A 13,242-nucleotide genomic window follows, 5' to 3' on the forward strand; every position below is an offset into this window, starting at 1 on the left:
TTTAAGCTGATAACCAACTTAGCTAATTTAAGTTAATTATAATTCTATATATAGAGATTGTCAAAATATGTTTTTTAAAAACGCATATTGCCAAACTAAAAGAGATATTGTATATTAAAACGATGTATTTAAAATATTTGAAATTCGCTGCCGGTTTGATATTGATACTGATAGTTGCCGCCAGCTGCGAAAAAGACACTCCCAGCGCTCCTGTTAATTATCAAGAAGGAGAAGTAAGGTTTGTAAACAGCAGTACATACACACTTGTGTTGGAAAAGATTATTCATAGGCGCGGTTATCAGGAAAAGCAGAATAATCTTAATCGAACGATTTCAGTAGGCGGCAGTATCATGCTTCCAAATCTTTTTGAAGGCGGCTGCACTTTTGAAGGCGGCGACAGAATAACAGTACATTACCGTTCAAGCGCTGTTAACGAATACGGCAACCCTATATTCAGGAATTCAGCATATTACAGAGTTAATGGCGAATCAATTATTAGAGTTAAGGGTCAAAAGGGCGAATATGAAATCGGCGGCAATTAAACTTGGGGGTATCAAACTGGTTTATATCTATAGTCTCATTAGTTGTTTTGCCAATAATAGATTTATCATTTGAAAACATGCTTAAATAATGTAGAGGTATTAAAATGCCTAAGAAATGGAGAATACTTTTAGCCAAACCCGGTCTTGACGGCCATGACCGCGGAGTAAAAGTTGTAGCCGCGGCTTTGCGTGATGCCGGATTCGAGGTTATATACACCGGCTTGCGTCAAACACCAGAGCAGATAGTAACAGCGGCGATTCAGGAGGATGTTGATGCTGTCGGCCTGTCTATTCTATCGGGCGCTCATATGACTCTGTTTCCCGCTATTATGAAAGGGATGCAAAAAGCGGGCGCAAATCATATTCTGATATTTGGCGGCGGTATTATCGCCGAATCGGATGCGAAAAAGCTCAAAGATATAGGTGTTGGCGAAATATTTACTCCCGGCGCACAGACGACTGAAATTATCAAATATCTACATGAAAATTTAGAGGAAAAAGAAGAGAAACTTTTGTAAATCCCAAGGAGTGGTAATGAACAGATTTAATATTGACGAAAGACAGCAAGCGATTCGCAATCAGGTTGCAGAATTTGCTAAAAAGTATATCGAACCGGTTAGCAAAGAACTTGACCATCGCGACGACCCCGACCGTTTTGCCCTTGATATTTATAAACAGTTGGGCAAAGAAGGATTTATCGGACTAAATTCGCCTAAAGAATTAGGCGGCGGCGGGATGTCCAATATCGAGTATATTACTCTAATCGAAGAATTGTGCTATCACGACCCGGCTATCTGTCTGCTTAATGCTGTTGGCGAACTGGCTACCTATCCGATTGTTCATTTTGGCAGTGATGAGCAGAAGAAAAAATATGTTCCGAAGTGCGTATCCGGTGAAATAATCCCTTCGTTTGTGCTAACCGAGCCTGATGCTGGTTCGGATGCCGCCAACCAAAAAACCACCGCTGTTTTAGATGGCGATGAGTATGTTATCAATGGCGAGAAGATATTCATCATGCATGGCGATGTTGCCGATTTATTTGTTCTGTTCCTGAAAATTCAGGAAAAGGAAGTTGCTGATGCAAAAGCATCCCGCAAAGTATCGGCTATAATAGTTGAGGCTCGTAAAGACGGCAAGCTTATTGATGGAATCAAAACAGCCACCTTGAAGAAAAAAATGGGCATGAGAGCCGCCACAACAGGCCGTATTTGGTTTGACAACCTTCGCGTGCCAAAAGAGAATCTTCTGAGCGAGCAAGGCAAAGGGTTTAGAATTGCCATGAATACGCTCGACAGCGCTCGTATAGGAGTCGCCGCCCAGGCAGTTGGTATCGCGCAGCGCGCTCTTGATGAATCTATTGCATATTCCAAAAAGAGAGTTTGTTTCGGTTCGCCTATATCCAAATTTCAGGCTACACAGTGGAAGATTGCCGATATGTCAACGCAGGTTGAAGCGGCCAGATTAATGGCCTATAAAGCCGCCCAGATGAAAGATGCCGGCGTACGCTATTCTCTCGAAGCTGCGCAGGCTAAGCTGTTCTGCACTGAGGTTTCCAATTTCTGCGTCAATCACGCTATGCAGATACATGGCGGTTATGGCTATATCGGCGAGTTTTCGCCAATCGAGAAGCTTTACCGCGACCAGCGCGTTATTGAGATTTACGAGGGAACATCCGAGGTGCAAAGATTGGTTATTGCGGGCATGCTGCTGCGGTAAGTGAAATAGCTAAGTTTTAAAGATAAATCTACGCTTTTAATAGTCGGGGCTTTCCAACCCCGACTATTTCCTATATAATCATATTGTCCGGGCAACACACCTGACAACATGATGATATAAATTACATAATGAAATCACTTTACGGTCAGCGCCGCCTTAAGGCTGTCTATTAGTATTTTACCCGGGCTATTTACCTTTTTACCGGCAAGTTTAAATCTATAGCCTGCCGAGTTTGACTTGCTCACTAAATTCATAAGATAGCTAATCTGCCCGACATGATATGCCTCGTGAATATAACCGCTTACTATATGCTTGCCAATGGAGTCATATTGCCCCCAAACCTGACGGTTTAGAAGCGCCTCTCCCCCATCTTTAATTAGGCGCGTTAATTTTGTGCTAAGCTTGCCAAGCTGTCCCATTATCTCATCGATATTAGGATAGCCGGAGGGATTGCTTAATGGTTTAGAGCCTGCATTAAAGTAATAGCCAAGCTCTCGTATTTGCGGTTCTTCGCCCAGCATTTCGATAAGGCTTCCCCGTGAGGCGACTATATGGCCTAAAATCCAGATTATGGGATTTGATTTATTATCGGGTCTGACAAACAGTAATGTTTTATCCATCGCCGACAGATGTTTTACTAAGTAGCCGGTGTTATATTTAAACAGGTCTGTTATTAAATTGATAATTTCCATAATTCCTCCTTTTTAGGAAATTAACATGTAAATATAGTGCCGGAATCGCCTCATTTTGAAACAGTAATCGTAAGTATTTATTATTCATAATGTTTTATATGGAAATAATAGTATTGGACTTTAAGATTTACGTCTGATTAGTAAAAATTGCAGTTCAAAGATATTTCATTGTCTGGTTTTCATACAGGCATAATGCTATTAGGATTTATCTTGACAGGCAGTTTTATAATATGTTATTATTATTTAAGGCAATTGTAATTTCCTTTTAAGAACTTTGTTTGCGGTAATAATTAAATATTATACATAAGGAGAAGTAAAATGAAAACCTTAGCAGTTTTACTAATTCCAGTGTTTGCGGTATTAGCATGTACATTACCGGCGCTATCGGCAACTATTAACATTCCTGATGATTATGCTGCTATTCAGGCTGGCATTGACGCCTCAAGTGATGGTGATACTGTGCTGGTTCAGCCGGGGACTTATGTGGAGAACATCAATTTCAACGGGCATAGTATTGTGCTCGGTTCGCTGTTTTTAACTACGGGCAATAGTTCGTATATATCATCTACTATTATTGATGGCGATTCGTCGGGTACGGTTGTTGCTATCGAGAGCGGCGAGGATAGTACATGTATAATAAAAGGTTTAACAATTACTAATGGGATGAATTATTATGGTGGCGGCATATATTGTATTAATTCCAGTCCTAAAATTCTTAGCAACATTATTTCAAATAATTTTGCTATTACTACTTTTTTATGTGCTAAGGGCGGCGGCATCTATGTTGAGGAGTCAAATTCCATAATAGAAAGCAATCATATTATTATTAATTATTCTGGTGATTCGGGTGGAGGAATTTATTCTTTCAATGCAGACATTATATTCCATTACAATCAGATTTTCAATAATATAATAAATCCAGACTATGGAGGAGGCGGTGGAGGAATGATTTGCGATGGGGGCAGTCCCATTATTGCAAACAATATTTTTGAGGAAAATGCTGTTGCAGTTGGTATTTGTGGAGGATTATATATCTATAATGTTGAAGATGTTTTTGTTATGAACAATACTATAAAAAATAACAATGGGAATTTTATAGGCGGTATAGGCTGCAACGGCACTGGAGTAATATCTAACAATATAATTAATGGTAATACCGCTGAAAGTTTTGCGGGCATGCAGTGTGGTGTTTTTGAAGGCTCTGTTTACAATAATCTAATATATCAAAATATTTCTGTATGGAATGGCGCAGGTGTAGGAATTAATGCTCAAGCACAAATTAATTTTCATCATAATATTATATATAAAAATATATGTCTTTCAGGCAGCGGTGGGGGAATATTCTTAGATAATTCTTTAGCCAGAATATATAATAATACGATTTCTAATAATTACTGTGAAAATGGCGGAGGCGGCGGTATAAGATCAATGGGTCTTTCTGAAGGCGCTAAATTATGGAACAATATAGTTTGGAATAATATAGCTTCAGATTCATCTCAAGTCACGATAGAGGAATCGGATTCACTGCTCGTCTCTTATTGTAATATACAAGACGGTTGGCCTGGCATCAATAATATCGACTGCGATCCGATGTTCTGCAATCCAAACCTCGATGACTATTACTTAGCATTCAACTCCTGCTGTGTCGGCGCGGGTTGTGATTCATTGGGCAATCCCGATCCTTCGGTTCATATCGGCGCTTATGGGATTGGCTGTTTCGCCGGCGATAGCTGTGTGTATATACCCGGCGATATTAATGGCGACGGCTTAGTTATCGGCAGTGATGTTATATTTGCAGCGGCTTATTTCAAAGGTTCCGGCAATCTTCCCCCTGTTCAATGCTATGATGATATCGCAGAATCATGGCTTTACACTGCCGGTGATGTCAATGGCGATTGCCAGTTTATAGGTTCGGATATAACATATCTGGCGAGATATTTCCGAGGCGAAGGCTCTCCCCCGCAATGGTGTCCGCAGACCCCGCCGTTTGAGGAGTAGTTAATTATCACAGTCGGAACTAACTGCCTGTCCTCTCAAGGCAGGCAGAGGGGCGCATGAGGACGTGTGCCGTTCACAAAATCTAATTAATGGGAATCCATCTTTACACAAGTATTTATGTTTTATGCGTCAGGATGGAAGTCCGTTACTGCGGACGACATCCTGGGGGATAATTTAACTTAAATCAAAGGAAACTTGCTCCAACAAACTGTATATGCAAGGTAATCATATCAGAACCAAATTTAAAACTCACCTATTAGGTGAGGTACCTGGTGCTTTATTGGTCTAAAGTTTACGCTCATCAGTTTGGCGGGGTACCTTGTATTGTTGACACAAAAAAGGCGGCCAGATGGCCGCCTTCTTGATTATTATCGTCAAATCAGCTTAGTATCTCGAGCTGCCCCTGCCCCGATTGTCTCTTCTATTATCATTTTTCGGGCGAGCTTCATTGACTTTTAAAGTACGTCCCTCAAAATCGGTATCGTTCAAGGCTTCCATGGCTTTTTCGGCGCCGGTCGTGTCTGTCATCTCGACAAAACCAAAACCTTTACCATCGATTACTCTTACTTCTTTAACCTCTCCATGATTGGAAAAAAGGTCTTTCAATTGACTATCAGTTACCGAATAACTGAGATTTCCTACGTAAAGATTGCTACTTTGCATTCTTCTTTTCTCTTTTCTTTTGGATCATCATTTAATTTCTATTCTTAAAGAGAAAGATGCAAAACAGCCATTCGATTCTCATCAAAAAATATATGCTTAAACAAAGATTCATCCGTTGATTTGTTAATTAGATTGGTTTTCGTAAATTTGGTCGATTCCTACAAATTCTCCTTTCTTAAGTTTCACATAGCCTTTTATCGGCCAAATTCAATACATCAATATACAGTAAACGAAATTAAAAGCAATAAGTTTCTTCATAATAAAAAAAATAAATATTCGTAAAAACGGCTTAAAACCAGTAGGTTAAAACCCTCCCTGTGGTCTTGACTGGTCGATGTCGTCAGGAAAGGGTTCCTGACGACGCATGAAATAGGTCAAACCTCAAGTAGGCTTGACATGCTGTGCTTATTCACAAGTCCATTAGGTGAGGCACCCTGTATTCTGAGATAACCCACTCCCGCTTTGGGCGGGAGTGGGGCACCCTGGCTAATTCATTAAAATTAATCCACAATATTTTCTATGCGTCAGGATGGAAGTCCGTTACTGCGGACGACATCCTGACGCTGAAGGTTGCTCAAGCTTACAGCCCTCAGGATGTTCTCAGCTTGAGGCGTCCGCCTAAGACGGATATCCTGAGGAATAATTTAAGACCGAAACCCGACACATACATAATAGGGCGTATGCAATACGCCCCTACGCATTCAACTACATCAGCTCAATCGCCAGCGCTACCGCGCCGCCGCCGCCGAGACATAAGGTCGCCATGCCCTTTTTCAAGCCGCGGTCTTTAAGCGCATAGATAAGGGTAGTCAAAACCCGCGCGCCAGAGGTTCCAATCGGATGGCCAAGTGCAATCGCGCCGCCATTGACATTGACTTTGTCCCAATCCCAGCCAAGCTCTTTGCCATCGGCTAAACACTGCGCCGCAAACGCCTCATTAGCCTCGATTAAATCCCAATGGTTAATATCGACATTCATCTTTTTCATAAGAGTCTGCACCGCCACAATAGGCGCATAGAATAAGTCTATCGGTTTTTTGAAACCGACAGCATAATCGATAACCTTGGCTATCGGCGTATGGTTATGCTTCTTGGCGTAGCTCTCCGAGGTTACAACTAAAGCGGAGGAGCCGTCATTGAGGCCGGGCGAGTTGCCAGCTGTAACGATGCCGTCTTTCTGGAATGCAGGCCTGAGTTTGGCCAGTTTTTCAGTAGTAGTGCCCGGACGCGGTCCCTGGTCGGTATCGAAAATAATCGGGTCGCCTTTTCTCTGCGGAATTTCGACCGGCGTAATTTCAGCTTTAAATTTGCCGTCCGCGCTGGCTTTGGCGGCTTTGTTTTGAGAATTGGCAGCATATTCATCAAGTTCCAGACGGGTAAGCTTCGATTTCTCGGCAGTATATTCAGCCGCGCGCCCCATGTGGAAATTATTGAAGCTGTCCCATAAGCCATCGAGAATCATCAGGTCAACCAGTTTCTGGTCGCCGAATTTAAAGCCATTGCGGGCGCCCTGAAGGATAAACGGGCAATTCGACATCGACTCCATCCCGCCGGCGACAAAGCAATTGCCATCTCCGGCTTTGATAGATTGAGCGGCTAACATCACAGATTTCAAACCGGAGCCGCAAATTTTATTAATAGTCAATGCAGCCACATGGTCGGGTATGCCGGCATGAATAGCCGCCTGTCTGGCAGGAGACTGGCCGCTTCCGCCCTGAACGACCTGCCCCATAATAACCTCATCGATATCGTTAGCATCAATACCGGCGCGTTTGACCGCTTCTTTAATGACTACTGCGCCAAGCTGAGGCGCGTTTACAGATGCAAGTCCGCCTAAAAACGTACCCAATGCGGTTCGGCAGGCAGAAAGTATAACAGCTTGTTCAGGCATGAAATTTCCTCCTTAAATAGTATTAAAATTAATTCTAATTTGCGATATACACATACAGGCTACATTATGCAAATTTGGAGATAACAAGTCAAGCAAAGTTATATTTCAGAAGTTTTTCCAAAAATTCAATATCACACTCAACAATTAATAGGCAGTCTTTTCCAAGCCTGCGCTGGGGCGGGAAAGCCTCAGTTATTAAGGGTTGCGGAATTGAATGTAAAAGTCTCTTTTATCTGATATTAAATCAAGCATGCCAACATATTGCCGATATTTCATTTAAGAGGTGATAATATGCCATCTATTCTTGTTATTGAGGATAAAGACAGTATGCAGAAAATGCTGACCGATACTCTCGAATCGGAAGGCTATGAAGTGGATGCTTGCGGAGATGGCCCTGATGGGCTTACCAAGGCTCGAGACAAGCGATATGATTTAATCCTAACCGACTTTAAGCTGCCAAAAATGGATGGGTTGGAAGTTCTCTCCGGGGTTAAAGAAATCGATCCCGAAATATCGGTTATTTTGATGACTGCCTATGGCACAATCGAGACTGCGGTTCAGGCTATGCGTCTCGGCGCTTACGATTTTTTAACCAAGCCTTTCGATACCGACCATCTGTCGGTATTGATAAAACGCGCCCTCGAAAACCGTCGCTTAGTAGCCGAAAACACACTCTTACGCGAGGAAATAGCCAATAGCCACGGTTCGAAAAAGATAATCGGCACTTCCGAAAAAATCAAAGAGGCGATCGAACTTGTCCGGAAAGTGGCCCCCTCGGATGCAACAGTGCTGTTTCTGGGCGAATCAGGTACAGGCAAAGAACTATTTGCCAGAGCGGTTCATCGGTTGTCCGCCAGGAAAAACGGACCGTTTGTAACAATCAATTGCGCCGCTATCCCTCATGAACTTATGGAGAATGAACTGTTTGGCTCGGAGAAAGGAGCCTATACCGGCTCTATTGCCCGCAAGATGGGAAAATTTGAAATTGCTGATGGCGGCTCTATATTTTTGGATGAAATCGGCGACTTAGATGTTGCGCTTCAAGCAAAACTTCTGCGAGTCCTTCAAGAAAAGAATTTTGAAAGGCTTGGAGGCACCAAACAAATATCTGTTGATGTTAGAGTCATTGCCGCCTCCAATATTGACCTTAAGGAAGCGATTGGTAAAACTGCTTTTCGTGAAGATTTATACTACCGCCTGTCGGTTTTCCCAATAACGATTTCACCATTACGAGAGAGACGAGACGATATCTCGCCCTTGGCTAATTTCTTTATTGAAAAATACTGCCAAGAAATGAATAAAAAATCCAAAAATTTATCTCGTGAAGCGGTTAATCTTTTAGAAAAATATCACTGGCCGGGCAATGTTAGGGAACTCGAAAATACGATTGAAAGGGCGATTATCCTATGTAACGGTAAAACTATTACTCCCAATCATCTGGCAATCAGAATACCATCAGCTGCGGAAATCAGTTTAAGAGAAGGAGCTGGCCTAAAAGAGGTTGCCGCTTTTGCCCAAGCACAAGCAGAAAAAGGGTTGATTAAACGAGTATTAATCCAAACCAATGGCAACAAACGCAAAGCGGCTGAGATACTTAAGGTTGACTACACAACCCTCTTTGAAAAACTGAAAAAACATGGCCTTCAAAAGAAAAACAACAGCTGATATAATCATTTAATAGCTATACATCACCCGATTAATATAAAATTTTTCATATTTCAAGCGGCTGTTTCAACTACCTGATTTTATTCAGTTAAATAAAAATGCAATCCCTATGTTTATATAACCTTTATGCCCTCATATACTTATTTAATAATGCGTAGATAAATATATCTTGACATATTGAAAATTATTTATATAATAGCATATGTTATGGTTAATCTTTTTTCAGCATACTATTTAATATTATGTTGAATTAAGATTTCATAGGGGAATAGTTTTTGCATGATATTTGTTTCGGAGGTTATTATTATGAAAAAAATGTTGTTGTTAGTCACAGGAATATTCTTTGCTGCATCGGCTTTCGCTTTTGCTCAGGATGTAAATGACCCTGGATCGCCCGATAGCATAATTGTCAGTTCGGTAGAGGTTGATTACACCCCTGGCGAAATTAATTATGTTGATGTGCCTATTTACTTTGTTACTGATGATTCAGTGCCAAGTTTCTTTCTGCCAATCACATGGAATAGCATTGATGGCGGAGTGTATCCAACCGAGGTTGCTTGGAATGGCTTGCTTGCCGACTGGGAAGAAGTTGGCGACAGCATTTATGGTGATTATATTCGTATTCTGGGTTTTCATGATATTACCGATGATGTTTTAGAATCCCCGTTATTTACCGATTATTCCAGATTTGAGGGACTGACAATAACTTTTGCCGTTTCTGCGGAGGCGCAGGAGCAGATTTGCACTATCAGCAATACATATATATCAAACACTTTCCGCTTGTATTTCAGTTTGATGCATGGAGTTGGCGACTTTGTTCCGATAATCGTTGATGGCTCAATTACTGTAGGCGATGGCGTTGGTGTTGATGATGCGGCGCAGACTTCTTTACCGAATAAATATGCTCTTGCCCAAAATTATCCCAATCCATTTAACCCCGAAACCAAGATTGATTACCAGCTTCCTGAAGCCGGTTTTGTCAAGCTCGATATTTTCAACATTCTTGGCCAGAGAGTTAAGACTCTGGTTGATGAGTATAAAGAAGCTGGTTATTATCAGACACGGTGGAACGGCTTTAACGAAAGCGGCAGAACCGTTCCTTCAGGGGTCTATTTCTACAACATGAGCACCGAAAAGTTTTCACAGACCAAGAAAATGCTTATGCTGAAGTAAGCAATTACATACTGATATATATCCAAACAGGTGATAAAAGATAACACAAAAGCGTCGTTTTAAAACGGCGCTTTTTTTATTTAATCATATAAGTTATCGGGTGCGGTGACCCTGCAACAGGATGAATATCCAATATCCATCAAAATAGATGTCCGTTTAATAGATCGATATTCTGACACTTTTATGTCGTCAGGAAAGGGTTCCTGACGACTCAGTAATATCTCCCTGACTACTCAGTAATATCTCCCTGACTACTCAGTTGTATCCTCCTGACTACTCAGTTGTATTTTTCCTGACTACTCAGTAATATCTTCTTTAAAACCCAATAGTTAATTGCGCTCTATGCGTTGTTTCCGGGAATTGACCGGGCTTAGTGCCGAGTTCTCGAGTAAATCTGGCATAATCAAGGTGAATTATAAATAATGACAGTCCGGCTCCCCAAGTCGGGTATCCCTGATGGAAACCGCTGCGGAGTTTGGCAAAACCTCCAAGTAAAGCCACCTCTGTGCCCATATTAATTCTGTTGAAGAAATTAACTCCTTGACGGTTGAAGAAATCGGTCATCTCGATACCGAAATCCCAGCGCGGTAAAAGGAAGTTATCAGCGAATGGAATATGAGTCATTGCTCCAAACTTGATATTCGGTTTAACATAGCCGCCTAAAGAGCCAATTAAATCTTGAACGACAACCGCATAATCTAAATCGATTCCCCTTCCCAACATCTCCAGCTTCATAGAGCGAACCATGCCGACATCAAGACCAAAACCGTTGGTTGAATTCTCCAATGAATCTAAGGCAACATCAAAGATATCTTCCGCATCGTTAACATCCTGAGCATTGATGCGAATAGGCAGAAATGATCGCCGCTGAATGTAGCGTCCGGTAATGCCGACTTCAAAAGACCTATCCATTATATTAACAGGCAAGCCGATGCCTGCGCCAATAACAATATCCATGTAGCCTTTCATAGCAAGAGCCGGCACAAAAACGCCTTGGTCAATCTTTACATCAAAATAAGAAATGCCATATCCGCCAAGAGCGAAATGACTGGCGGCAAAACCGATATACGGCGCAGCCTGAACGCCAACCCACTTATTGTCGAATTCCGAGCAATCAAGAAAAAATTGCTCTTGCTCTTCGATAGAAAGGCTTTCAAAATCATCAAAATCATCCTGATGGTCATCAACGAATTTTAAAACATCGGTTGCATCGGTATCAAGCCCCAAGCCAATGTTTATAATATCAACCTCTAAACCTTGACGATTTAGCAACGCTGGGTTATAAAACAGCGTATGGGAATTGGTATAGATAGTGGTGGTTATACCGCCCATTCCCATCTGGGCAACATCAATATGCTGCGATATGCCGGAGGGGATATAATTTTCTGTTGAATTGCTAATGGAAAAGCAAAACAATAATATCAACGCGCTTAAAATAACTATTCTTGATTTCATGATTAATTACCCCCTGTGGTATCGGCAAGCAAAGAATCAATTTCAATATCTATCATATCCATAAGGCTATCAAGCTGATCAATATCAAATCCGGGATCATCTCCAAGCAAAGGGTCTAAAATAAATCCTAATGAATCCAGATTTTCTCCAATATTTAAGGCCATTCCTACTACATCAACGTTTTCAAGCAACCATATAGTGCTATCAATATTAAAACCATTGTTTATAAAATAGAGCAAATCGTTAATATTAATATCAAATTCGTTAATTGTATCATTAACATCAGTATCTCGAAACATCAGCGCACTTTGAATAACTAATGTTGATGCATAATCCAGCCCAACGGCATCTTCATTGAGTTCATCGCTTTGCACATTGCCGCTATAAATCATCGCTAAGTCGGATTTTATACCAAACATAGCCTGGTAAAGCGTATCCGCTTTCCCATCAGGCCAGTCGGTTTCATCCATAAACGGCAAAGGAATTTCATCTTGCGAATCGCTCTCAATTTCTGACATTGCCGTAACCAGAGATATAGCCGTATTGCCGGTTGCCCGAAGGAGGGCTTTGGCATGCCACCAGTAAGCATCGGCATTATCCGGATCATTTTCTTTCGCCTTAGCGAAAAGTTCAACCGCTTCTTCAAATTCCCCATCCCAGTATTTCCGCTGGCCATCAGCTAAATTGCTTGTCGATGAGCTTGAGGGGTTGGCGAAACCAAATAGGTTGCAGCCGGCTGTAAATAGCAGTAAAACAAGCGCACCGATTAATAGTATCTTAGCATGTTTCATAAATATTTTTCTCCGATTTGTTACCCAAATGATTGTTATCAATTGTCTTGGTTTTTTCTATAAATGCTCTCCTTTTTCATTATATCGTAACTTTCCTCCAAAATCTTATTTGACACTAAGATATAAATTACCTTATTCCCTATGATTAACATATTATTATCTATTTTAATTGTCAAGAATATTCTTTAAAGACATCGTTACAGGAACCCTTTCTTTGCGACATCAACCCGCCCTCATAACAAACATTCGCAATATGGGAGTTTCGTGCATCGTCAGGAACCCTTCCCTGACGATATCGGCATCCTTGTAACAGAAATTATAAAGATGAGTTTTCTACCTTCGCGGTAATCCGTAAACAAGCGTTATAAATGCTTTCCATCCCATTAATACTAAATGCCGGAGGTCGGAATCGAACCGACACGGGGTTTAAGGCCCCGCCGGATTTTGAGTCCGGTGCGTCTACCAATTTCACCACTCCGGCAAGCTAATTAACTTATCAAAATAAGCTAATACACTAAAATATTTAAACAAACAATTTATTTATTTTCAACGGTTAGTCAAGCAAATAAGATATTATGGCAAGACAAATTTCACATAATTCTGCACTACTGTCCGGCCTTTTTTATAGAGTTCTTAAAATAATACCCAACAATCGAA

General features: G+C 41.3%; 11 protein-coding genes and 1 tRNA gene. 6 read left to right on the forward strand and 6 right to left on the reverse strand.

Features of this window, described 5'->3' with window-relative positions; translation table 11 throughout:
* Positions 1-122 precede the first annotated feature (122 nt).
* The 3 genes from J7K40_02290 to J7K40_02300 all read left to right on the forward strand — a co-directional run bounded on the left by J7K40_02290 (position 123) and on the right by J7K40_02300 (position 2,258).
* Entirely contained in the window at positions 123-542 is a 420-nt protein-coding gene (locus tag J7K40_02290) for a hypothetical protein (GenBank protein MCD6161226.1), read from the forward strand.
* 104 nt (positions 543-646) lie between these two features.
* Positions 647-1,060 carry a cobalamin B12-binding domain-containing protein gene (locus J7K40_02295; GenBank protein ID MCD6161227.1) on the forward strand — a complete coding sequence of 138 codons (414 nt, stop codon included), beginning with the start codon at positions 647-649 and terminating at the stop codon, positions 1,058-1,060.
* A 16-nt stretch (positions 1,061-1,076) separates the two neighbouring features.
* Positions 1,077-2,258 (forward strand): acyl-CoA dehydrogenase family protein, encoded by a 1,182-nt coding sequence (locus tag J7K40_02300; protein ID MCD6161228.1) that lies wholly within the window; start codon positions 1,077-1,079, stop codon positions 2,256-2,258.
* 134 nt (positions 2,259-2,392) lie between these two features.
* Here J7K40_02300 and J7K40_02305 read toward each other — a convergent pair whose 3' ends face one another.
* Complete coding sequence (locus J7K40_02305; GenBank protein ID MCD6161229.1) at positions 2,393-2,950, reverse strand: DinB family protein; 558 nt, start codon at positions 2,948-2,950, stop codon at positions 2,393-2,395.
* Between the two features lie 318 nt (positions 2,951-3,268).
* Here J7K40_02305 and J7K40_02310 point away from each other — a divergent pair, with 318 nt between their 5' ends.
* Positions 3,269-4,948, forward strand: coding sequence for a hypothetical protein (locus J7K40_02310; GenBank protein ID MCD6161230.1), 1,680 nt, complete (start codon positions 3,269-3,271; stop codon positions 4,946-4,948).
* Between the two features lie 384 nt (positions 4,949-5,332).
* Here the strand turns inward: J7K40_02310 and J7K40_02315 are convergent, their stop codons facing one another.
* Both J7K40_02315 and J7K40_02320 read right to left on the reverse strand, forming a co-directional pair.
* Positions 5,333-5,611, reverse strand: a complete 279-nt coding sequence (locus tag J7K40_02315; protein ID MCD6161231.1) for an RNA-binding protein — start codon at positions 5,609-5,611, stop codon at positions 5,333-5,335.
* Between the two features lie 705 nt (positions 5,612-6,316).
* Entirely contained in the window at positions 6,317-7,501 is a 1,185-nt protein-coding gene (locus J7K40_02320) for an acetyl-CoA C-acetyltransferase (GenBank protein MCD6161232.1), read from the reverse strand.
* Between the two features lie 291 nt (positions 7,502-7,792).
* Here J7K40_02320 and J7K40_02325 point away from each other — a divergent pair, with 291 nt between their 5' ends.
* Positions 7,793-9,166 (forward strand): sigma-54-dependent Fis family transcriptional regulator, encoded by a 1,374-nt coding sequence (locus J7K40_02325; protein MCD6161233.1) that lies wholly within the window; start codon positions 7,793-7,795, stop codon positions 9,164-9,166.
* 306 nt (positions 9,167-9,472) lie between these two features.
* Positions 9,473-10,339, forward strand: coding sequence for a T9SS type A sorting domain-containing protein (locus tag J7K40_02330; protein ID MCD6161234.1), 867 nt, complete (start codon positions 9,473-9,475; stop codon positions 10,337-10,339).
* A 315-nt stretch (positions 10,340-10,654) separates the two neighbouring features.
* Here J7K40_02330 and J7K40_02335 read toward each other — a convergent pair whose 3' ends face one another.
* The 3 genes from J7K40_02335 to J7K40_02345 all read right to left on the reverse strand — a co-directional run bounded on the left by J7K40_02335 (position 10,655) and on the right by J7K40_02345 (position 13,066).
* Positions 10,655-11,794: a hypothetical protein gene (locus tag J7K40_02335; protein ID MCD6161235.1), complete on the reverse strand. Its 1,140-nt coding sequence runs from the start codon at positions 11,792-11,794 to the stop codon at positions 10,655-10,657.
* A gap of 2 nt (positions 11,795-11,796) precedes the next feature.
* Positions 11,797-12,585: a hypothetical protein gene (locus J7K40_02340; GenBank protein MCD6161236.1), complete on the reverse strand. Its 789-nt coding sequence runs from the start codon at positions 12,583-12,585 to the stop codon at positions 11,797-11,799.
* 394 nt (positions 12,586-12,979) lie between these two features.
* A tRNA-Leu gene (locus tag J7K40_02345) sits at positions 12,980-13,066 on the reverse strand.
* Positions 13,067-13,242: the final 176 nt, after the last annotated feature.

The organism is Candidatus Zixiibacteriota bacterium, assembly GCA_021159005.1.
GTDB lineage: Bacteria > Zixibacteria > MSB-5A5 > UBA10806 > 4484-95 > JAGGSN01.

Excerpts from the sequence above, each read along its gene's own strand:
- J7K40_02325 (MCD6161233.1), top strand. The coding sequence starts at position 7,793 with ATGCCATCTATTCTTGTTATTGAGGATAAAGACAGTATGCAGAAAATG.
- J7K40_02305 (MCD6161229.1), bottom strand. The coding sequence starts at position 2,950 with ATGGAAATTATCAATTTAATAACAGACCTGTTTAAATATAACACCGGC.
- J7K40_02310 (MCD6161230.1), top strand. The coding sequence starts at position 3,269 with ATGAAAACCTTAGCAGTTTTACTAATTCCAGTGTTTGCGGTATTAGCA.
- J7K40_02335 (MCD6161235.1), bottom strand. The coding sequence starts at position 11,794 with ATGAAATCAAGAATAGTTATTTTAAGCGCGTTGATATTATTGTTTTGC.
- J7K40_02300 (MCD6161228.1), top strand. The coding sequence starts at position 1,077 with ATGAACAGATTTAATATTGACGAAAGACAGCAAGCGATTCGCAATCAG.
- J7K40_02340 (MCD6161236.1), bottom strand. The coding sequence starts at position 12,585 with ATGAAACATGCTAAGATACTATTAATCGGTGCGCTTGTTTTACTGCTA.
- J7K40_02290 (MCD6161226.1), top strand. The coding sequence starts at position 123 with ATGTATTTAAAATATTTGAAATTCGCTGCCGGTTTGATATTGATACTG.
- J7K40_02330 (MCD6161234.1), top strand. The coding sequence starts at position 9,473 with ATGAAAAAAATGTTGTTGTTAGTCACAGGAATATTCTTTGCTGCATCG.
- J7K40_02315 (MCD6161231.1), bottom strand. The coding sequence starts at position 5,611 with ATGCAAAGTAGCAATCTTTACGTAGGAAATCTCAGTTATTCGGTAACT.
- J7K40_02320 (MCD6161232.1), bottom strand. The coding sequence starts at position 7,501 with ATGCCTGAACAAGCTGTTATACTTTCTGCCTGCCGAACCGCATTGGGT.
- J7K40_02295 (MCD6161227.1), top strand. The coding sequence starts at position 647 with ATGCCTAAGAAATGGAGAATACTTTTAGCCAAACCCGGTCTTGACGGC.